The following is an 18,388-nucleotide window of genomic DNA, read 5'->3' on the forward strand; positions in this document are numbered from 1 at the left end:
TTCGCGAGCAAGCCCGCTCCCACATTTGGTTTTCGGTTTCTACCAGGGGAATTGGAGCTGCTCGTTGCCGTTGCTCAAATCCAGCAAACGCACGCCTATTCCCAACAATCGCACCGGCTTGTCGCCGCGATTGAACGCCTGGGTCAGCAACTGCCGGTAGCTCTCCAGGTCCCGCCCCGCCCCCGCCTGCTCCAGGGTCGTCTGGGTGAAGTCGTGAAACTTCACTTTGACGAACGGCTTGCCCGCCCGATAACTGCTGTCGATGCGCGCCATGCGCCCGGCCAGGGTGTCCATCAGCTCCGGCAGTTTTTCCAGGCAACTGGGCAAGTCCGGCAGGTCGACATCGTAGGTATTTTCCACGCTGATGGATTGCCGGCGGCTGTCGTTCTGCACCACCCGGTCATCAATCCCACGCGCCAGGCTCCAAAGCCGCTCGCCAAAACTGCCGAACTCTCGCACCAGCGCCAACTTGTTCCACTCCCGCAGTTGCAGGCAGTCCTCGATCCCCAGCCGCGCCAGCTTGTCGGCCGTCACCTTGCCCACGCCGTGGAGCTTTTTCACCGGCAGCGCCGAGACAAAGTCTTCCACCTGGTCGGGGGTGATCACAAACAGTCCGTTGGGCTTTTTCCAGTCGCTGGCGATCTTGGCGAGAAACTTGTTCGGCGCCACGCCCGCGGAAACGGTGATGTGCAACTGGTTGGAGACCCGCCGGCGAATGTCCTGGGCAATGCGCGTGGCACTGCCGCCGAAATGCGGGCTGTCGGAGACGTCCAGGTAGGCTTCGTCCAGGGACAACGGTTCGATCAGGTCGGTGTAGTCGCGAAAGATCGCCTGGATTTCCTTTGATGCTTCTTTATAAGCATCCATGCGCGGCTTGACGATGGTCAGGTCCGGGCACAGCTTCAGGGCATGGCGGGACGACATGGCCGAACGCACACCATAGGCCCGTGCTTCATAGTTGCAGGTGGCGATCACCCCGCGACGGTCTGCCGAGCCACCGACAGCCAGGGGCTTTTGCGCCAGGGTCGGGTCGTCGCGCATCTCGATGGCGGCGTAGAAGCAATCACAGTCGACGTGGATGATTTTGCGCTGCGTCATATATAAGGCAGTGGTTCTGGGCAGAAAACGGACAGGCCGGCAGTATCTCACTCACACCTGTATATAGCACCAGTAGTTTGAATCTTCCGCTTAAGCGGTAGGAAAATTCACAGGTGAATTCATTTTCTCAATCGAAACACACCCCCCAATAGAGCTGAAAGCCTCGGCCAGACTGGCCCCGCGGCCTATCAAGGGGCCACCTTGGAGAGCTAACCGATTGAACCACAAGCGCTTTTCTTTGAATCAGCGGTTGACACACTCGCGTTCCTCTGTAGAATGCCGACACACAGACGCGGGATGGAGCAGTCTGGTAGCTCGTCGGGCTCATAACCCGAAGGTCGTCGGTTCAAATCCGGCTCCCGCAACCAAACATCAAAAAAGGCTACTCGAAAGAGTGGCCTTTTTTGTGCCTGTCTGTTTTAGCCCTCGCGTCGATTGTCTGACAAAAAACCTTTCCCAATCGCGCACTTACCGCACCCGCGTGACAATCCGACGCTAAATTGCACTTATTTGACCCATCGTTCGATTAACGGTTGACACCCCGCCGTTGCTCTGTAGAATGCCGCCACACAGACGCGGGATGGAGCAGTCTGGTAGCTCGTCGGGCTCATAACCCGAAGGTCGTCGGTTCAAATCCGGCTCCCGCAACCAAACATCAAAAAAGGCTGCTCGAAAGAGTGGCCTTTTTTGTATCTGACGAAAAAGTCCTTTTGAAACAATGGCATGGCATCTTTCATGAAACCGTACACGGTTTGTAGAGTCCATCTCATTGCAAGCTATGCTAAGTCTTCAAGCACTGTCCTTCTACGACCAATGGGCGCTGTCGCCGCACTTCGCGATACGCGTTAATATTTGTAATTATTTTGTCCATAGGGATTGGTAACTTGGCTGGATACCTCCATCCTGTCGCGCACAATCCACGAGGTGATTGATGCGCGCCAACTCGTCTGAACCACAAGACTCTGTCACAGCGACACAACCGATCACTCCCACCCGTTTGCGCTGGCTGGATCTGTTGAGCAAATACCGCCAACCCATCGGGCTGGCCGTCACCTTGTTGCTGTTCGCAATCGCCCTTATCGCCTGTCGCCACCTGCTGCTTGAACTGGATCTGTACGCGCTCCACGATTCGATCCTTGAAGTACCCAAGCCCGCACTGCTGGGTGCGTTCGGTGCCGCGGTCGCCGGCTTTATCATTTTGTTGGGCTATGAATTTTCCGGTGCCCGTTATGCCGGCGTGAAGCTGCCTGCCAAGACCCTGGCCTACGGCGGCTTTACCGCATTCGCCATCGGTAACGCGATTGGTCTGTCGATGCTCTCGGGCGGCTCGGTACGCTACCGTTTATATGCACGGTATGGCATCGGCGCTTCGGAAGTGGCGCGCATGACCGTGTTTGCCAGCCTGGCCCTGGGTTGCGCCCTGCCGCCGCTCGCTGCGCTGGCCACCCTGAGCAACCTGCCTGCCGCGTCCAATGCCTTGCATCTACCCGCCAGCCTGCTCGGCGGCATCGCCGGCGCTGTGTTGCTGTTAACAGCCGCACTGTGCATCGGCATCTACCGCCGCCGCCTGCCGGAACAACCGTATCCGGACAACCTGCTGGTCAAGGCTGGGCGTCGCACCTTGCGCCTGCCGGGCCGTCGCCTGACCTTCCTGCAACTGATCATCACCGCCCTCGACGTGGCTGCGGCCGCTACCGTGCTGTATATGTTGCTGCCGGAAGCGCCGCCCTTTGGCCCGTTCCTGCTGGTGTACCTGCTGGCCCTGGCCGCCGGTGTGCTCAGCCATGTACCCGGTGGCGTCGGGGTGTTCGAAGCAATCCTGCTGGCTGCCTTCGCCGACAAGCTCGGTGCCGCGCCACTGGCGGCCGCACTGCTGCTGTACCGGATGATCTATGTGGTGCTGCCGCTGTTGATCGCTTGTGTGTTCCTGCTGGTCAACGAAGCCCAGCGCCTGTTCCATACGCAACAAAGCCTGCGCGCGGCCTCGGGCCTCGCTGCGCCGATCCTGGCCGTACTGGTTTTTTTGTCAGGCGTGGTCCTGCTGTTTTCCGGCGCAACCCCGGAAATCGACTCACGCCTGGAAAACATCGGCTTCCTGATTCCTCATCGCCTGATTGACGCGTCGCACTTTGGTGCCAGCCTGATCGGCGTGCTCTGCCTTCTGTTGGCCCAGGGCCTGCGTCGACGGTTGTCCGCGGCGTGGATGCTGACCATGGTGCTGCTGCTGACCGGCGCCCTGCTCTCCCTGCTCAAGGGTTTCGACTGGGAAGAAGCCAGCCTGATGACCATGACGGCGGTGCTGCTGGCGATCTTCCGGCGCTCGTTCTATCGCGCCAGCCGCCTGACCGAACTGCCGTTCTCGCCGCTGTACCTGGTGGCCAGCGTGTGCGTACTCGGTGCGTCGATCTGGCTGCTGTTGTTCGCCTACCAGGACGTGCCCTATAGCCATCAGTTGTGGTGGCAGTTCACCCTCGACGCCAACGCCCCGCGGGGCCTGCGTTCGCTGCTGGGCGCGGCCGTGGTGCTGGTGGTGGTGTCGCTGACCTGGCTGCTGCGTACCGCGCGCCCGATCATCCACTTGCCGACACCGGATGAACTGGAGCGCGCCACCAAGATCCTGATGAACTCTGCACAACCCGACGGCGGCCTGGCGCTGACCGGCGACAAGGCCCTGCTGTTTCATCCCAACGACGAAGCGTTCCTGATGTACGCTCGTCGCGGTCGCAGCCTGGTGGCCTTGTACGATCCGATTGGCCCGACCCTGCAACGGGCCGAGATGATCTGGCAGTTCCGCGACCTGTGCGACATTCACCACGCCCGCCCGGTGTTCTACCAGGTGCGCGCGGAGAACCTGCCGTACTACATGGACATCGGCCTCACCGCGATCAAACTGGGTGAAGAAGCCCGGGTCGACCTCAAACGCTTTGACCTGGAAGCCAAGGGCAAAGAGATGAAGGACCTGCGCTACACCTGGAACCGCGGGACCCGTGATGGCTTGTCCCTGGAGATCCACGAACCCGGCCAGGCCCCGATGGAGGAGTTGAAAGTCATCTCCGACGCATGGCTGACCGGCAAGAACGTGCGGGAAAAAGGCTTTTCCCTTGGACGATTCAGCGACGACTACCTCAAGCACTTTCGTATTGCGATCATTCGCTTCGAAGGGCGCCCGGTAGCGTTTGCGAACCTGCTTGAGACCTACAGCCACGACCTGGCCAGTCTCGACCTGATGCGTGCGCACCCGGACGCGCCGAAACTGACCATGGAATTCATGATGGTCGGCCTGATTCAACATTATAAGAACCATGGCTACGCCCGCTTCAGCCTCGGCATGGTGCCGTTGTCGGGCCTGCAACCACGACGTGGCGCCCCGCTGACCCAACGCCTGGGCTCGATGGTGTTCCGCCGTGGCGAGCAACTGTATAACTTCCAAGGCTTGCGCCGCTTCAAAGACAAGTTCCAGCCTGACTGGGAACCCCGTTATATGGCCGTGCCCGCAGGACTTGATCCGCTGGTGGCACTGGCCGACACCGCCGCCCTGATTGCGGGCGGCTTGACTGGATTGGTGAAACGCTGATGATTCGACGCTCCTGGCGGTATGTATTGGCATTTTTGGTGGTACTGGCACTGATCCTCGGTGGCGGCTACTGGTACTGGAACCGCCCTGCACCGCAACCGACTCTGGAACAACTGCCCCAGGCCGATGGCACGGTCCTGACCCGCGTCACCCCGGGTACCGCGCCCAAGGCCCGCGTGGCCGTGGCCGTGCTGGCCGACGAAACCCTGACCGACAGCCAACTGATCGCCCTGAGCCAGGGCGGAGCAGCGCAGATCGTCCAGGTAATCCTGCCCAAGGATGACTGCAAGCTGCAGGAACAAGCCCTGCAAACCGCCCTCGGCCAGCTCGCCGGCCCGGCGACCCTGGTCAGCGGCATCGGCCCTGGCGCAGCCCTGGCCTGGCGCTGGCTGGCCGCGCAGAACGACGACAAGGCCAATGCCATCTCCGTCGGCTTCGCGCTGGCGCAGCCAGGCTGCAACGACCCGCTGCCGAAGACTTCGGCCCACGGTAGCTGGCTGGTGGCCTGGAACGATAACCCTGACGACGATGCTGCCAGCTTCGTACGCGATACACCGCGTGCTACCACCAGCATCAGCGACTACGACGTTCACTACCCGCAAGTGCTGAACAACGAGCTGCGCAAGCAACTGGTGGGCTCGGACAACGGCGGCCTGGCGATTCCGGTGGTCGAAGTGCCGGCTGGCCAGGCCAAGGACACCGTCACCCTGTTCCTCTCCGGTGACGGCGGCTGGCGTGACCTGGACCGCGACGTGGCCGGTGAAATGGCCAAGATCGGCTACCCGGTGGTGGGCATCGATACCCTGCGCTACTACTGGCAGCACAAGACCCCGGAACAAAGCGCCAAGGACCTCGCCGAGCTGATGCAGCACTACCGGCAGAAATGGGGTACCAAGCGCTTCGTGCTGACCGGCTACTCGTTCGGCGCCGATGTGCTGCCGGCCATCTACAACCGCCTGCCGGAAAACGAGCAGCAGCGTGTAGACGCGATCATCCTGCTGGCCTTCGCCCGCACCGGCAGCTTCGAGATCGAAGTGGAAGGCTGGCTGGGCAACGCCGGCAAGGAAGCTGCGACCGGCCCGGAAATGGCCAAGCTGCCGGCCGACAAGGTGGTGTGCATCTACGGTGCCGAAGAAGTCGACGAGAGTGGCTGCACCGACAAGACCGCTGTCGGCGAAGCCGTGAAGCTGCCTGGCGGCCATCACTTCGACGAGAACTATCCGGCGCTGGCCAAGCGTCTGGTAGACATCATCGAGAAGCGCCAGGGCAAGACCCCGGCCGAATAAGCGCCCACAAAAAAGCCCCCGCTGCCGCAAGGCACCGGGGGCTTTTTGTTGGGCTTACATTTCTACTTGAGTGCCGAGCTCGATCACCCGGTTAACCGGCAACTTGAAGAAGCGCAGGTTGCCGTTGGCGTTCTTCAGCATGAACGCGAACAACCCTTCGCGCCAACGCGCCATGCCCTTGATGCGGGACGCGATCACGGTTTCGCGGCTGAGGAAGTAGGTGGTGCGCATCGGGCTGAAGTCCAGGTCATCCAGATGGCACAGCTTCAGCGCTTCGGGCACGTCCGGTTCATCGACGAAACCAAAGTGCAGGATCACCCGGAAGAAGCCCTCGCCATAGGAATCGACCTCGAAACGACGCTGGGCCGGTACACGCGGGATGTCTTCGTAGACCACCGTCAACAGCACCACCTGCTCATGCAGCACCTGGTTATGCAGCAAGTTATGCAGCAAGGCGTGGGGCACGGCATCCGGGCGTGCGGTCAGGAACACCGCCGTGCCTTGCACGCGATGAGGCGGCTGCACACGGATACTGCTGATAAAGATCGGCAGCGGCAGCCCACCTTCGTCCAGCCGGTCCACCAGCAGCTCCTTGCCGCGCTTCCAGGTGGTCATGAGGATAAACAACACAATCCCCGCCAATACCGGAAACGCACCACCCTGCACGATCTTCGGCACGTTGGCGGCAAAGAACAGCCCATCCACCAACAGGAAACCGATCAACACCGGGATAGCCAGTACCGGCGGCCATTTCCACAGCAACAGCATCACCGCCGACACCAGAATGCTGGTGATCAACATGGTGCCCGTCACCGCCACACCGTAGGCCGAAGCCAGGGCGTTGGAGGACTCGAAGCCCAGCACCAGCAGGATCACGCCCACCATCAGTGACCAGTTCACCGCGCCGATGTAGATCTGGCCTTGCTCGGCGCTGGAAGTGTGCTGGATATGCATGCGCGGGATGTAACCGAGCTGGATCGCCTGACGGGTCAGGGAGAACGCCCCGGAGATCACCGCCTGGGAAGCAATCACGGTGGCTAAAGTGGACAACGCCACCAGCGGGACCAGAGCCCACTCCGGTGCCAGCAGGTAGAACGGGTTGCGGGCTGCCTCTGGATTTTCCAGCAGCAGCGCGCCCTGGCCAAAGTAGTTGAGCACCAACGCCGGCAGCACCAGGGCGAACCAGGCACGGGCAATCGGCTTGCGTCCGAAGTGGCCCATGTCGGCGTACAGCGCTTCGGCGCCGGTCAATGCCAGTACCACCGCACCGAGAATCGCCACGCCCATGCCAGGGTGAACGATGAAGAAGCGCACGCCCCACACAGGGTTGAGGGCGTTGAGCACCTCAGGGTGCTGGATGATTCCATGGATGCCCAGGCCGGCCAACACCAGGAACCACAGCACCATCACCGGGCCGAACAGCTTGCCGATGCGGTCAGTGCCATGTTTCTGGATCAGGAACAGCCCCACCAGCACCACCAGCGAAAGCGGCACCACCCAGCGCTCAAGGCCATCAAACGCCAGTTCCAGGCCTTCGACCGCCGACAATACCGAGATCGCCGGGGTGATCATGCTGTCGCCGTAAAACAGCGCCGCACCGATCAGGCCGAGAATCACCAGCACCGAACGCAACTTGGGGTAAGGTGCCGCCGCCCGCCGGGCCAAAGCCGTCAGGGCCATGATGCCGCCCTCGCCCTGGTTATCCGCGCGCAGGATAAACAGCACGTACTTGATCGAAACGACCCAGACCAGCGACCAGAAAATCAGCGCCAGGATCCCGAAGACCCCGTCGTGATTGACCTGAACCCCATAACCGCCAGCAAACACCTCTTTAAGGGTGTAGAGCGGGCTGGTGCCGATATCGCCGTAAACCACCCCCACTGCCGCCACCAGCATGCCGATCGGCTTTGCGTTGGACTGCTCGGCACCTGCTGCCTGACTACTTGCCTGACCCATCAACCACTCCTGCCCTTTGACCTGCGGTCTTTTATAAACAGCGCGCCTGCTGCGGGCGCCTATGCTGTCCACAGCATGCGCTGTTTTACTTCTCGTTACAGACGATTTATTGACCGAGGAAATTCACTCAGGTGCAACGGCGCGAAGCATAGCGCAGCACTCGTCGTATTTCCCTGCATAAAGCTGGTCAAGAGCGATTCCCGTCGCTAGAATTGCGCACTTTTTGATCAGAGGCACACCAAGTGCCCATCCGCCACCTTTCGTGCACGACGGGCGGCGTCATTCAATACCGAGGTTAGACATGTCCACCACCATCGCAAAAGCCAACCCCAAGGTCGGCTTTGTATCCCTGGGTTGCCCGAAGGCTCTGGTCGACTCCGAACGCATCCTTACGCAACTGCGCATGGAAGGCTATGACGTCGTGTCCACCTACCAGGACGCGGACGTGGTGGTGGTCAACACTTGCGGCTTCATTGACTCGGCCAAGGCCGAGTCCCTGGAAGTGATCGGCGAAGCCATCAAGGAAAACGGCAAGGTGATCGTCACCGGCTGCATGGGTGTGGAAGAAGGCGCCATCCGCAACGTGCACCCGAGCGTGCTGGCCGTGACCGGCCCGCAGCAGTACGAGCAAGTGGTCAACGCCGTGCACGACGTAGTGCCGCCGCGCCAGGACCACAACCCGTTGATCGACCTGGTGCCGCCGCAGGGCATCAAGCTGACGCCGCGCCACTACGCCTACCTGAAGATTTCCGAAGGCTGCAACCACAGCTGCAGCTTCTGCATCATCCCGTCGATGCGCGGCAAACTGGTGAGCCGCCCGGTGGGCGACGTGCTGGACGAGGCCCAGCGCCTGGTCAAATCCGGCGTGAAAGAGCTGCTGGTGATCTCCCAGGACACCAGCGCCTACGGCGTCGACGTCAAATACCGCACTGGCTTCTGGAACGGCGCGCCGGTGAAAACCCGCATGACCGAACTCTGCGAAGCCCTGAGCAGCCTCGGCGTATGGGTGCGCCTGCACTACGTTTACCCGTACCCGCACGTTGACGAGTTGATCCCGCTGATGGCCGCCGGCAAGATCCTGCCGTACCTGGACATCCCGTTCCAGCACGCCAGCCCGAAAATCCTCAAGGCCATGAAACGCCCGGCCTTCGAAGACAAGACCCTGGCGCGCATCAAGAACTGGCGCGAGATCTGCCCGGACCTGATCATCCGCTCCACCTTCATCGTCGGCTTCCCCGGCGAAACCGAAGAAGACTTCCAGTACCTGCTGGACTGGCTGACCGAGGCCCAGCTGGACCGCGTCGGCTGCTTCCAGTACTCGCCGGTGGAAGGTGCTCCGGCCAACCTGCTGGACGCTGCCATCGTGCCGGACGACGTCAAGCAGGACCGTTGGGAGCGCTTCATGGCGCACCAGCAGGCCATCAGCTCGGCGCGCCTGCAACTGCGCATCGGCCGTGAGATCGAAGTACTGATCGACGAAGTCGACGAGCAAGGCGCTGTAGGCCGCTGCTTCTTCGATGCACCGGAAATCGACGGTAACGTGTTCATCGACGATGCCAGCGGCCTGAAGCCGGGCGACAAGGTCTGGTGCACCGTGACCGACGCCGACGAGTACGACCTGTGGGCTGAAAAACGCGCATAAGGTGTAAAGAATTGAAAAAGCCCTGCCTCTGGACAAGATGCGGGGCTTTTTTAGGTCTATCGTTTTGCCCATCGGCGCCAATCATCGGCAAGGGGCAGCGGGCATGCGTCAGCATTCGGTTATCCATACACCCAAATCCAGCGACTATCAGGAACTGACCCGCATCTGGGAGGCTTCGGTGCGGGCCACCCATGATTTCCTGCCGGACAGTTACATCGAGTTGCTGAAAAACCTGGTGCTGACACGCTACCTCGACGCGGTGATGCTGATCTGCACCAAGGACTCGCGCCAGCGCATCACCGGGTTTGCCGGGGTGGCCGCGGGCAAGGTCGAGATGCTGTTTATCGACCCCGAGCACCGTGGCCAGGGCCTGGGCAGGCAATTGCTGCGCTATGCCATCGAGTCGATGAATGCCGATCAACTGGACGTCAACGAACAGAACCCGCAGGCCCTGGGCTTTTACTTCAAGCAAGGCTTTGAGGTGATCGGACGCACGGACCATGACGGCATGGGGCAGCCTTATCCGTTGCTGCACATGCGTTTGCGCCAGGCCCAGCCACAGGCACGTCGCGGCTAAATGAAATGGAGCCGGGATTAACCGGCGCCACACAGGTACAATAGCCGCCCCCTTTTGTTTCGGCCCTTGTCATGACTGAACCCCTACGCCTCTCCAAACGCCTCATCGAACTGGTCGGTTGCTCCCGTCGGGAGGCTGAGCTGTTCATCGAAGGCGGCTGGGTCACGGTGGACGGCGAAGTGATCGACGAGCCGCAGTTCAAGGTCACCACCCAGAAGGTCGAGCTTGACCCTGAGGCCAAGGCCACAGCGCCGGAGCCGGTGACCATCCTGTTCCACGCCCCCGCCGGCGTGGATGCCGAGACAGCCATGGCGTCGATCAACGCCGAGACCCTGTCGGAAGAACACCGCTTCAGCAAGCGCCCGCTCAAGGGCCACTTCCTGCGCCTGACCGCCAGCAGTGACCTGCAAGCCAAGGCCAGCGGCCTGCTGGTGTTTACCCAGGACTGGAAGATTTTGCGCAAGCTGACCGCTGACGCGAACAAGATCGAACAGGAATACGTGGTGGAGGTGTCCGGCGACATGGTCGCCCACGGCCTGAACCGCCTCAACCATGGCCTGACCTACAAAGGTAAGGAATTGCCTGCGGTGAAAGCCAGCTGGCAGAACGAGAACCGCCTGCGCTTTGCGCTGAAAAACCCGCAACCGGGTGTGATTGCCTTGTTCTGCGAAGCCGTCGGCCTGAAAGTCGTCGCCATTCGACGCATCCGCATTGGCGGAGTCTCCATCGGCAAAGTGCCGGTAGGCCAATGGCGCTATCTGTCCGGCAAAGAAAAGTTCTAAGACTTTTTTCGCCGCCGAATCTCTCGATACCGCCTGCCTGGGCGGTGTCCACAGTTGAATGACCAGGATTGCCCACCATGATTCACAACGACGTACTGCGCAGCGTGCGCTACATGCTCGACATCAGCGACAACAAGATGGTCGAGATCATCAAGCTCGGCGGCATGGAAGTCACCAAGGACGACCTGCTGACCTACCTCAAGAAAGACGAGGAAGAAGGCTTCGTGTTCTGCCCGGACGAAGTCATGGCGCATTTCCTCGATGGCCTGGTGATCTTCAAGCGCGGCAAGGACGAGAGCCGTCCACCGCAGCCGATCGAACTGCCGGTGACCAACAACATCGTCCTGAAGAAACTGCGCGTGGCCTTCGAACTGAAGGAAGACGACATGCACGCAATCCTCAAGGCCTCCGAGTTCCCGGTGTCCAAGCCTGAGCTGAGCGCACTGTTCCGCAAGTTCGGCCACACCAACTACCGCACCTGTGGTGACCAGCTGTTGCGCAACTTCCTCAAGGGCTTGACCCTGCGCGTTCGCGCCTAAGCCCGTGAACTACAGCGTCTCGCCCATCGGTTTTGTCCGCTCCTGCTTCAAGGAGAAGTTCGCCATCCCGCGCCAGCCACAACTGGCGCCTGCCGCCCGGGGCGTGCTGGAGTTGGTGGCGCCATTCGACCAGGGTGAGGCGGTGCAGGGTTTGGAACAGGTCAGCCATGTGTGGCTGCTGTTCCTGTTCCACCAGGCGCTGGAAGACAAGCCCCGCCTGAAAGTGCGCCCGCCTCGCCTGGGTGGCAACACGTCCATGGGCGTGTTCGCCACCCGCGCGACGCACCGGCCCAACGGCATCGGCCAGTCAGTGGTCAAGCTGGACAAGGTGGAAGATGGACGCCTGTGGATATCCGGGATCGACCTGCTGGATGGCACACCGATTCTCGACATCAAGCCGTACGTGCCGTACGCAGACATAGTTGACACTGCGACCAACAGCATCGCCAGCGCTGCGCCACAGCTGATTCCCGTGCAGTGGCTGAAGACTGCGCTGCAACAGGCAGAAGGCCACGCTCAGCGCCTTGGCGAGCCATTGGTGGCGTTGATCGAGCAGTGCCTGGCGCAGGATCCACGGCCGGCGTACCAGACGCCGGGGCCGGAGCGGGAATACGGGGCGCAGTTCTGGGATGTTGATGTGCGCTGGCACTATCCCGAAGCCGGGATGATTTGTGTGCTGGAAGTCGTGTCGGCCGGGTAAACCGGAAACAAATGTGGGAGCGGGCTTGCTCGCGAAAGCGGTGGATCAGTCAATACATCTGGTGACTGTTACACCGCTTTCGCGAGCAAGCCCGCTCCCACATTTTTTTGCGTCGCGCTTATTTCTCGACGAACGCACGCTCGATCAGGTAGTCGCCCGGCTCACGCATACGCGGGGAAACCTTCAGGCCGAAGCTGTTCAGCACTTCGCTGGTTTCATCCAGCATGCTTGGGCTGCCGCACAGCATGGCGCGGTCGTCTTCAGGATTGATCGGCGGCAGGCCGATGTCACTGAACAGCTTGCCGCTGCGCATCAGGTCGGTCAGGCGGCCCTCGTTTTCGAACGGCTCACGGGTCACGGTCGGGTAGTAGATCAACTTGTCACGCAGGGCCTCGCCGAAGAACTCGTTCTGCGGCAGGTGCTCGGTGATGAATTCGCGGTAGGCGACTTCGTTGACGTAACGCACGCCGTGGCACAGGATCACTTTTTCGAAACGCTCGTAGGTTTCCGGGTCCTGGATCACGCTCATGAACGGCGCCAGGCCAGTGCCGGTGCTGAGCAGGTACAGGTGTTTGCCCGGCTTCAAATCGTCAAGCACCAGGGTGCCCGTCGGTTTTTTGCTGATGATGATCTCGTCGCCTTCCTTCAAGTGCTGCAATTGGGAAGTCAGCGGGCCATCAGGCACCTTGATGCTGAAGAACTCCAGATGCTCTTCCCAGTTCGGGCTGGCAATCGAGTAAGCGCGCATGAGCGGGCGGCCGTTGGGCTGTTGCAGGCCGATCATCACGAACTGACCGTTCTCGAAGCGCAGGCCCGGATCGCGGGTGCACTTGAAGCTGAACAGAGTGTCGTTCCAGTGATGAACACTGAGGACACGCTCGTGGTTCATGTTGCTCATGTACGGGGGACTCCTGGAAATGGGTCTGCGCCAAATGATGGATGCGCAATTGCACAGCATTCTAATGGCGGCGACAATATCTGTTAACTGGATTATTAAGATAAGGGTTATCGGTTATATCGATATGCGATTTACTCTACGTCAACTGCAAGTCTTCGTCGCCGTCGCCCAGCAGGAAAGCGTCTCGCGCGCTGCTGGCCTTCTGGCCTTATCTCAATCCGCCGCCAGCACGTCGATTACCGAGCTGGAGCGTCAATCCAGCTGCCAGTTGTTCGACCGCGCGGGCAAACGCCTGAGCCTCAACGCCCTCGGTCACCAGCTATTGCCCCAGGCGGTGGCACTGCTGGACCAGGCCAAGGAGATCGAGGACCTGCTCAACGGCAAGTCGGGCTTCGGCTCCCTGGCGGTCGGGGCCACGCTGACCATCGGCAACTACCTGGCCACGCTGCTGATCGGCAGCTTCATGCAGCAGCATCCCGAGAGCCAGGTGAAGCTGCATGTGCAGAACACTGCGCATATCGTGCATCAGGTGGCGCACTACGAAATTGATCTGGGTCTAATCGAAGGCGACTGCAGCCACCCGGACATCGAGGTGCAAACCTGGGTGGAAGATGAACTGGTGGTGTTCTGCGCCCCCCAGCATCACTTGGCCAAGCGCGGCCAGGCGACCATGGAAGAGCTGACCCATGAAGCCTGGATCCTGCGGGAACAAGGCTCTGGAACACGCCTGACCTTTGACCAGGCCATGCGGCATCACCGCAGCGCGCTGAATATCCGCCTGGAGCTGGAACACACCGAGGCAATCAAACGCGCGGTGGAATCAGGCTTGGGGATTGGCTGCATTTCCCGGCTGGCGCTGCGCGACGCCTTCCGGCGTGGCAGCCTGGTACCGGTGGAAACCCCGGACCTGGACCTGGCCCGGCAGTTCTACTTCATCTGGCACAAGCAGAAGTACCAGACCTCGGCGATGCGCGAATTCCTCGAGCTGTGCCGGTCGTTCACCGCCGGGGTGCAGCGCAGCGACGAGATCGTACTGCCGACCATTGCCTAGATCAGGATCACGGCCCACACCAGGGTAATCATGGTCAGCGCTACGAACTGCGCGGCGCTGCCCATGTCCTTGGCATTTTTCGACAAGGGGTGCAGGTCCAGGGAAATCCGGTCGATCGCCGCTTCGACGGCGGAGTTGAGCAACTCGACGATCAATGCCAGCAGGCACACGGCGATCAGCAGCGCCCGCTCTACCCGGCTGACGTTAAGGAAGAAACTCAGCGGGATCAGGATGACATTGAGCAACACCAGCTGACGAAACGCCGCCTCGCCGGTGAAAGCCGCACGCAGGCCATCCAGGGAATATCCGCCTGCGTTGAAAATACGTTTGATACCGGTTTGACCCTTGAAAGGCGACATAGAGTAGGCAACTGAGCAAAAAGGTGTGGGGAAACTAGAGCAAGCAAAGTCAAAAAAACGTGAATGAACAGCGTCTTAATGCTGCGAAATTGACTCAAGTTGTTGCAAGAGCAGCGCCGCCTGGGTTCGCGTACGTACGCCGAGCTTGCGGAAGATCGCCGTGACGTGAGCCTTGATGGTCGCTTCCGACACGCTCAGCTCGTAGGCAATCTGTTTGTTCAATAGACCTTCGCAGACCATGGTCAATACGCGGAACTGCTGGGGCGTGAGGCTGGCCAGGCCATCACGCGCGGCCTTGGCTTCGTCGGAGACGTTGATCTCTTCAAAGGCCTGCGGCGGCCAGGAGACATCGCCATCCAGCACCGTGCGCACGGCTTTCTGGATGTCTTCCATGGAGCTGGACTTGGGAATGAAACCACTGGCACCGAACTCCTTGGAGCGCACCACCACCGACGCCTCTTCCTGGGCCGACACCATCACCACCGGTATCTGCGGGTATTGCCCACGCAGCAGCACCAGCCCGGAAAAACCGTAGGCACCCGGCATGTTCAGGTCCAGCAGGACCAGGTCCCAGTCGGACTTTTCGGTAAGACGGGTTTCCAGCTCGGCAATACTGGCCACTTCGACGAGGCGTACATCCGGCCCCAGGCCCAGCGTGACCGCCTGGTGCAGCGCACTGCGAAACAGCGGGTGGTCATCGGCAATCAGGATTTCGTATGTGGCCATTTATTAAATGATCCTGTTTTTTAGGGCGGCACTGATGGGTTCAGTGCTCGCCAACGCGCAAGGTGGCTGCCAGGCCAGCAGTCACCAAAGGGCGCGCTCAACGTCAAAAAGCGACGTATCCAATCTGTGACAGCGCCCCAATCGGCGCCAAGCATGCCCAGCGTAGCCTGGGTGGTCAAGCGCTACGCCCGTGGCTATTTTAGCGGGCTGCGCGTTTGCGCGGCCATCATGCAAAGGTCGGCTGGCCATGACACCTAGAGATAAGGTGCAAGGCGAGTATGGACGACATCGGCCGGGTCCAGCGCCAGTTGAAACTTGGCGGCCAGGTAGTGAGTGCTGAATACGTCCAGATAGGCATCCAGGACTTCACTGGCTGCGGCATCTTCAGCCAGCTCCAGGCACAGCGCGGCGACTTCGGCGGTGCAGAAGTGGTCATCACGCTTGGAGCGACGCAGCTTGTAGCGCGACAGTTGCTCGGGCGCCAGGCTCAGCACCGGCAAGTGCTCCAGGTACGGGCTCTTGCGGAACATCTTGCGCGCCTCGCTCCAGGTGCCGTCCAGCAAAATAAACAGCGGGCGCTTGCCCTCCTCCAGCTTGACCTGATGGACCACCCGCTCCGGGGCCACGAATTCGCCGGGAAAGACGATGTATGGCTGCCATTGCGGGTCGGCCAGCAAGGTCAGCAACTCCGGCTCAACCTCAGTGCGCGACCAGGGGAACGCGGTCGTGTCGTTGATCACATCGGCAATCAGCCAGCCGGTGTTGCTGGGTTTCATCGGCTCTACGTCGTGCATCAGCAGGCACATGCCGGATCTGGCCTGGACCTTGGGCCGCCAGGCGCACAGGCAGTACTCGGGAATCACCCGGCAGCCGGGGCAGCGTTCGGCCCGCGAGCCTCGCGCTACAAACGGTTTTACGGCACGGGCCAGGCGCTGCGTGCGCAAACGGGAGACGGCATGGCTCATCGGGTGCGCCGCAGGGAAGTGGAAATCGACACGGATAGAACTCGGAAGGCAAAAGTTACCGCAGTTTACCAGAGCCGCCCCCGGCCACCTGCACTTCCCGGCAATAGGCTGGCCCTAGGGGCAAGCGGTCACCTATAATCCCGCGCCACTGAACGCACAGCGCAGTGGCTGGTCTATGCACCAGTAACCGAATCAGGAGAGTTTCATGCTGCGTCTTATGCCACGCCTTGTAGTTCCGTCCGTCGCCCTCGCGCTGGTGTTGCCTCTGGGTGCCCAAGCGGCCTCGTTGCTGGAGGCTCAACTGAACAGGAAGCTGCAAAGCGTCGCAGAGGAAACCAACAAAGAACTGCCACGGGAAATTGACGAAAAGACCCTGGAAGTTGCCTACACCGTTGAAGGCTTGCAGCTGATTGACCATTTGAGCGTACTGCCCGACCGCGCCGAGCAAATGCGCGCCAACCCCAAGGCTGTGTACTTCCAGCTCGGCCAAAGTGTGTGCCTGAACAAGGGTTACCGCGAGCTGATGGCCAAGGGCGCGATCATGCGCTATGAAATCACCGAGAACAAAACCAACCGCCCGGTAGCTTCGGTGAAGTTCCAGGAAGCAGATTGCCCGGCACCGGCTGCCGCGAAGAAGAAAAAGTAAGTGACACCTCCTGTCGCGCGCCGCTGACCAGCGGCGCGCAATATCCCCCTCTGCACTCTCCGCCATTGTCCGCTCGCGGCAGCGTCTAAACTCCCTCAGAAGTGATCAATAAGCGGTTGCCAGCCAAGACTTTATAGGCTCATGATCAATTCATCCTGAACGCCTGGAACATCGGGTTTTCACACCGTCCTGTAACATTTTCAGGGCAAAAGAGGGTTGCCCTCCTGAGCGTGCAATGCAAAGGTTTTTAATCATAAGGAATATACAGAACCGGTATCGCCCACCTCGTTAATCAGAGGCAACGACACATGCAGTGTCGTGGTCCCGACGAATTTCTCGCCGGCACCCAGGGTTCTGTGAAGAAGGAGAAGTTGAATGCCTTACGAACCGAATGAACTCCTGATCCGTCAATTTGAAGAAAACGGCACCGACCTCACGCAGCAGGTCGACGCGCAACTCCACTTGATTGCGCCCAACAGCCCAAATATCCCCCTTTATCGCGACATGATCTTCACCGTGTTGCGCATGGCCCAGGACGACCGCAGCCGCTGGAATGCCAAGATCACCTTGCAGGCGATCCGGGAACTGGACCACGCCTTCCGCGTGCTCGAACAGTTCAAGGGGCGGCGCAAAGTCACGGTGTTCGGCTCGGCGCGCACGCCGGTGGAAAGCCCGCTGTATGCACTGGCCCGGGAAGTGGGCGCGGTCCTGGCCCGTTCGGACCTGATGGTGATAACCGGCGGCGGCGGCGGCATCATGGCGGCGGCCCACGAGGGTGCCGGCCTGGAGCACAGCCTGGGGTTCAACATCACCCTGCCCTTTGAACAGCACGCCAACCCGACCATCGATGGCACCGAGAACCTGCTGTCCTTCCACTTCTTCTTTACCCGCAAGCTGTTCTTCGTCAAGGAAGCCGACGCCTTGATCCTGTGCCCGGGCGGTTTCGGTACCCTGGATGAAGCGCTGGAGGTGCTGACCCTGATCCAGACCGGCAAAAGCCCGCTGGTACCGGTGGTACTGCTGGATGCACCGGGCGGTAGCTTCTGGCAAGGCGCACTGGACTTTATCCGCAGCCAGCTTGAGGCCAATCGCTACATCCTGCCCACCGACCTCAAGCTGGTCCGCCTGGTGTACAGCGCCGAAGAGGCGGTGGACGAAATCAACCAGTTCTACGCCAACTTCCACTCCACCCGCTGGCTGAAGCGCCAGTTTGTGATTCGCATGAATCATCCGTTGAGTGACCGCGCACTGGCCCATCTGCAGGAGGCATTTGCCAGTCTTCGCCTCAGTGACGACTTCCAACAAATCGCGTACACCGGCGAAGAGCATGACGAGCCAAGCTTCAGCCATCTGACGCGGCTGGTGTTCAACTTCAACGGGCGTGATCAGGGACGGTTGCGGGAATTGGTGGATTACATCAACTTGCCGGAAAACTGGGCCCAGGCTCAGGGGAAAACGCAGCAGCGGGTGACGGAGACGGCGTGACCTGACACTGAAACGAAAAAAGGCCCGCTATTTTCATAGCGGGCCTTTTGGGTTGTGTCAGGTAGAACGATGCGCAGGTTAGGGCCGCTGCGCAGCCCAGCGGG

16 protein-coding genes and 2 tRNA genes are annotated in these 18,388 nt (G+C 60.6%); 12 read left to right on the forward strand and 6 right to left on the reverse strand.

Going from position 1 to position 18,388, the window contains the following annotated elements; genetic code table 11:
• Positions 1–39: 39 nt before the first annotated feature.
• Positions 40–1,098, reverse strand: a complete 1,059-nt coding sequence (gene dinB / locus HX824_RS23745) for a DNA polymerase IV (RefSeq protein WP_134327257.1) — start codon at positions 1,096–1,098, stop codon at positions 40–42.
• A gap of 291 nt (positions 1,099–1,389) precedes the next feature.
• Between dinB and HX824_RS23750 the strand changes: the two genes are divergently transcribed.
• The 4 genes from HX824_RS23750 (at position 1,390) to HX824_RS23765 (ending at position 5,958) form a co-directional block, all read left to right on the forward strand.
• Positions 1,390–1,466, forward strand: a tRNA-Met gene (locus HX824_RS23750).
• A 206-nt stretch (positions 1,467–1,672) separates the two neighbouring features.
• Positions 1,673–1,749 (forward strand) — tRNA-Met (locus HX824_RS23755).
• A 280-nt stretch (positions 1,750–2,029) separates the two neighbouring features.
• Complete coding sequence (gene mprF, locus HX824_RS23760; RefSeq protein ID WP_003208619.1) at positions 2,030–4,672, forward strand: bifunctional lysylphosphatidylglycerol flippase/synthetase MprF; 2,643 nt, start codon at positions 2,030–2,032, stop codon at positions 4,670–4,672.
• A complete protein-coding gene (locus tag HX824_RS23765; protein ID WP_003208620.1) occupies positions 4,672–5,958 on the forward strand; it encodes a virulence factor family protein in 1,287 nt (428 codons plus the stop codon). Before mprF ends, HX824_RS23765 begins: the two co-directional genes overlap by 1 nt.
• 54 nt (positions 5,959–6,012) lie before the next feature.
• Here the strand turns inward: HX824_RS23765 and HX824_RS23770 are convergent, their stop codons facing one another.
• Positions 6,013–7,914 carry a potassium transporter Kup gene (locus HX824_RS23770; RefSeq protein ID WP_003208622.1) on the reverse strand — a complete coding sequence of 634 codons (1,902 nt, stop codon included), beginning with the start codon at positions 7,912–7,914 and terminating at the stop codon, positions 6,013–6,015.
• A gap of 301 nt (positions 7,915–8,215) precedes the next feature.
• On the opposite strand from HX824_RS23770, the gene rimO reads away from it, so the two are divergent.
• The 5 genes from rimO (at position 8,216) to tsaA (ending at position 12,154) form a co-directional block, all read left to right on the forward strand.
• A complete protein-coding gene (gene rimO / locus HX824_RS23775) occupies positions 8,216–9,556 on the forward strand; it encodes a 30S ribosomal protein S12 methylthiotransferase RimO (protein ID WP_003208624.1) in 1,341 nt (446 codons plus the stop codon).
• 103 nt (positions 9,557–9,659) lie between these two features.
• A complete protein-coding gene (locus HX824_RS23780; RefSeq protein WP_003208626.1) occupies positions 9,660–10,133 on the forward strand; it encodes a GNAT family N-acetyltransferase in 474 nt (157 codons plus the stop codon).
• Positions 10,134–10,204: 71 nt separating this feature from the next.
• A complete protein-coding gene (locus tag HX824_RS23785; protein ID WP_003208627.1) occupies positions 10,205–10,915 on the forward strand; it encodes an rRNA pseudouridine synthase in 711 nt (236 codons plus the stop codon).
• Positions 10,916–10,992: 77 nt separating this feature from the next.
• The gene (locus HX824_RS23790) at positions 10,993–11,454 is read left to right on the forward strand and encodes a DUF1456 family protein (RefSeq protein WP_003208629.1); all 462 of its coding nucleotides are present in this window, start codon (positions 10,993–10,995) and stop codon (positions 11,452–11,454) included.
• Between the two features lie 4 nt (positions 11,455–11,458).
• The gene (tsaA, locus tag HX824_RS23795) at positions 11,459–12,154 is read left to right on the forward strand and encodes a tRNA (N6-threonylcarbamoyladenosine(37)-N6)-methyltransferase TrmO (protein WP_003208631.1); all 696 of its coding nucleotides are present in this window, start codon (positions 11,459–11,461) and stop codon (positions 12,152–12,154) included.
• Between the two features lie 118 nt (positions 12,155–12,272).
• Here tsaA and fpr read toward each other — a convergent pair whose 3' ends face one another.
• Positions 12,273–13,052, reverse strand: a complete 780-nt coding sequence (fpr, locus tag HX824_RS23800) for a ferredoxin-NADP reductase (protein ID WP_003189055.1) — start codon at positions 13,050–13,052, stop codon at positions 12,273–12,275.
• Positions 13,053–13,176: 124 nt separating this feature from the next.
• Between fpr and HX824_RS23805 the strand changes: the two genes are divergently transcribed.
• Positions 13,177–14,103, forward strand: coding sequence for a LysR family transcriptional regulator (locus tag HX824_RS23805; protein ID WP_003208633.1), 927 nt, complete (start codon positions 13,177–13,179; stop codon positions 14,101–14,103).
• Here HX824_RS23805 and HX824_RS23810 read toward each other — a convergent pair.
• The 3 genes from HX824_RS23810 to HX824_RS23820 all read right to left on the reverse strand — a co-directional run bounded on the left by HX824_RS23810 (position 14,100) and on the right by HX824_RS23820 (position 16,153).
• A complete protein-coding gene (locus HX824_RS23810; RefSeq protein ID WP_003208635.1) occupies positions 14,100–14,462 on the reverse strand; it encodes a diacylglycerol kinase in 363 nt (120 codons plus the stop codon). The genes HX824_RS23805 and HX824_RS23810 overlap by 4 nt on opposite strands.
• 75 nt (positions 14,463–14,537) lie before the next feature.
• Complete coding sequence (erdR, locus tag HX824_RS23815; RefSeq protein ID WP_003208636.1) at positions 14,538–15,188, reverse strand: response regulator transcription factor ErdR; 651 nt, start codon at positions 15,186–15,188, stop codon at positions 14,538–14,540.
• A 254-nt stretch (positions 15,189–15,442) separates the two neighbouring features.
• Positions 15,443–16,153 (reverse strand): tRNA-uridine aminocarboxypropyltransferase, encoded by a 711-nt coding sequence (locus tag HX824_RS23820; RefSeq protein ID WP_177019277.1) that lies wholly within the window; start codon positions 16,151–16,153, stop codon positions 15,443–15,445.
• A gap of 205 nt (positions 16,154–16,358) precedes the next feature.
• Here HX824_RS23820 and HX824_RS23825 point away from each other — a divergent pair, with 205 nt between their 5' ends.
• Positions 16,359–16,799: a PA3611 family quorum-sensing-regulated virulence factor gene (locus HX824_RS23825; protein WP_003208640.1), complete on the forward strand. Its 441-nt coding sequence runs from the start codon at positions 16,359–16,361 to the stop codon at positions 16,797–16,799.
• A 375-nt stretch (positions 16,800–17,174) separates the two neighbouring features.
• Positions 17,175–18,284: a TIGR00730 family Rossman fold protein gene (locus HX824_RS23830; RefSeq protein WP_087695311.1), complete on the forward strand. Its 1,110-nt coding sequence runs from the start codon at positions 17,175–17,177 to the stop codon at positions 18,282–18,284.
• Positions 18,285–18,388: the final 104 nt, after the last annotated feature.

Origin of the sequence: Pseudomonas sp. D4002, from assembly GCF_013385665.1 — a bacterium.
Taxonomy (GTDB): domain Bacteria; phylum Pseudomonadota; class Gammaproteobacteria; order Pseudomonadales; family Pseudomonadaceae; genus Aquipseudomonas.

Bases quoted from the DNA above. Each gene is read 5' to 3' on its own strand.
- dinB (WP_134327257.1), bottom strand. From the start codon at position 1,098: ATGACGCAGCGCAAAATCATCCACGTCGACTGTGATTGCTTCTACGCC.
- mprF (WP_003208619.1), top strand. From the start codon at position 2,030: ATGCGCGCCAACTCGTCTGAACCACAAGACTCTGTCACAGCGACACAA.
- HX824_RS23765 (WP_003208620.1), top strand. From the start codon at position 4,672: ATGATTCGACGCTCCTGGCGGTATGTATTGGCATTTTTGGTGGTACTG.
- HX824_RS23770 (WP_003208622.1), bottom strand. From the start codon at position 7,914: ATGGGTCAGGCAAGTAGTCAGGCAGCAGGTGCCGAGCAGTCCAACGCA.
- rimO (WP_003208624.1), top strand. From the start codon at position 8,216: ATGTCCACCACCATCGCAAAAGCCAACCCCAAGGTCGGCTTTGTATCC.
- HX824_RS23780 (WP_003208626.1), top strand. From the start codon at position 9,660: ATGCGTCAGCATTCGGTTATCCATACACCCAAATCCAGCGACTATCAG.
- HX824_RS23785 (WP_003208627.1), top strand. From the start codon at position 10,205: ATGACTGAACCCCTACGCCTCTCCAAACGCCTCATCGAACTGGTCGGT.
- HX824_RS23790 (WP_003208629.1), top strand. From the start codon at position 10,993: ATGATTCACAACGACGTACTGCGCAGCGTGCGCTACATGCTCGACATC.
- fpr (WP_003189055.1), bottom strand. From the start codon at position 13,052: ATGAGCAACATGAACCACGAGCGTGTCCTCAGTGTTCATCACTGGAAC.
- HX824_RS23805 (WP_003208633.1), top strand. From the start codon at position 13,177: ATGCGATTTACTCTACGTCAACTGCAAGTCTTCGTCGCCGTCGCCCAG.
- HX824_RS23810 (WP_003208635.1), bottom strand. From the start codon at position 14,462: ATGTCGCCTTTCAAGGGTCAAACCGGTATCAAACGTATTTTCAACGCA.
- erdR (WP_003208636.1), bottom strand. From the start codon at position 15,188: ATGGCCACATACGAAATCCTGATTGCCGATGACCACCCGCTGTTTCGC.
- HX824_RS23820 (WP_177019277.1), bottom strand. From the start codon at position 16,153: ATGAGCCATGCCGTCTCCCGTTTGCGCACGCAGCGCCTGGCCCGTGCC.
- HX824_RS23825 (WP_003208640.1), top strand. From the start codon at position 16,359: ATGCTGCGTCTTATGCCACGCCTTGTAGTTCCGTCCGTCGCCCTCGCG.
- HX824_RS23830 (WP_087695311.1), top strand. From the start codon at position 17,175: ATGCCTTACGAACCGAATGAACTCCTGATCCGTCAATTTGAAGAAAAC.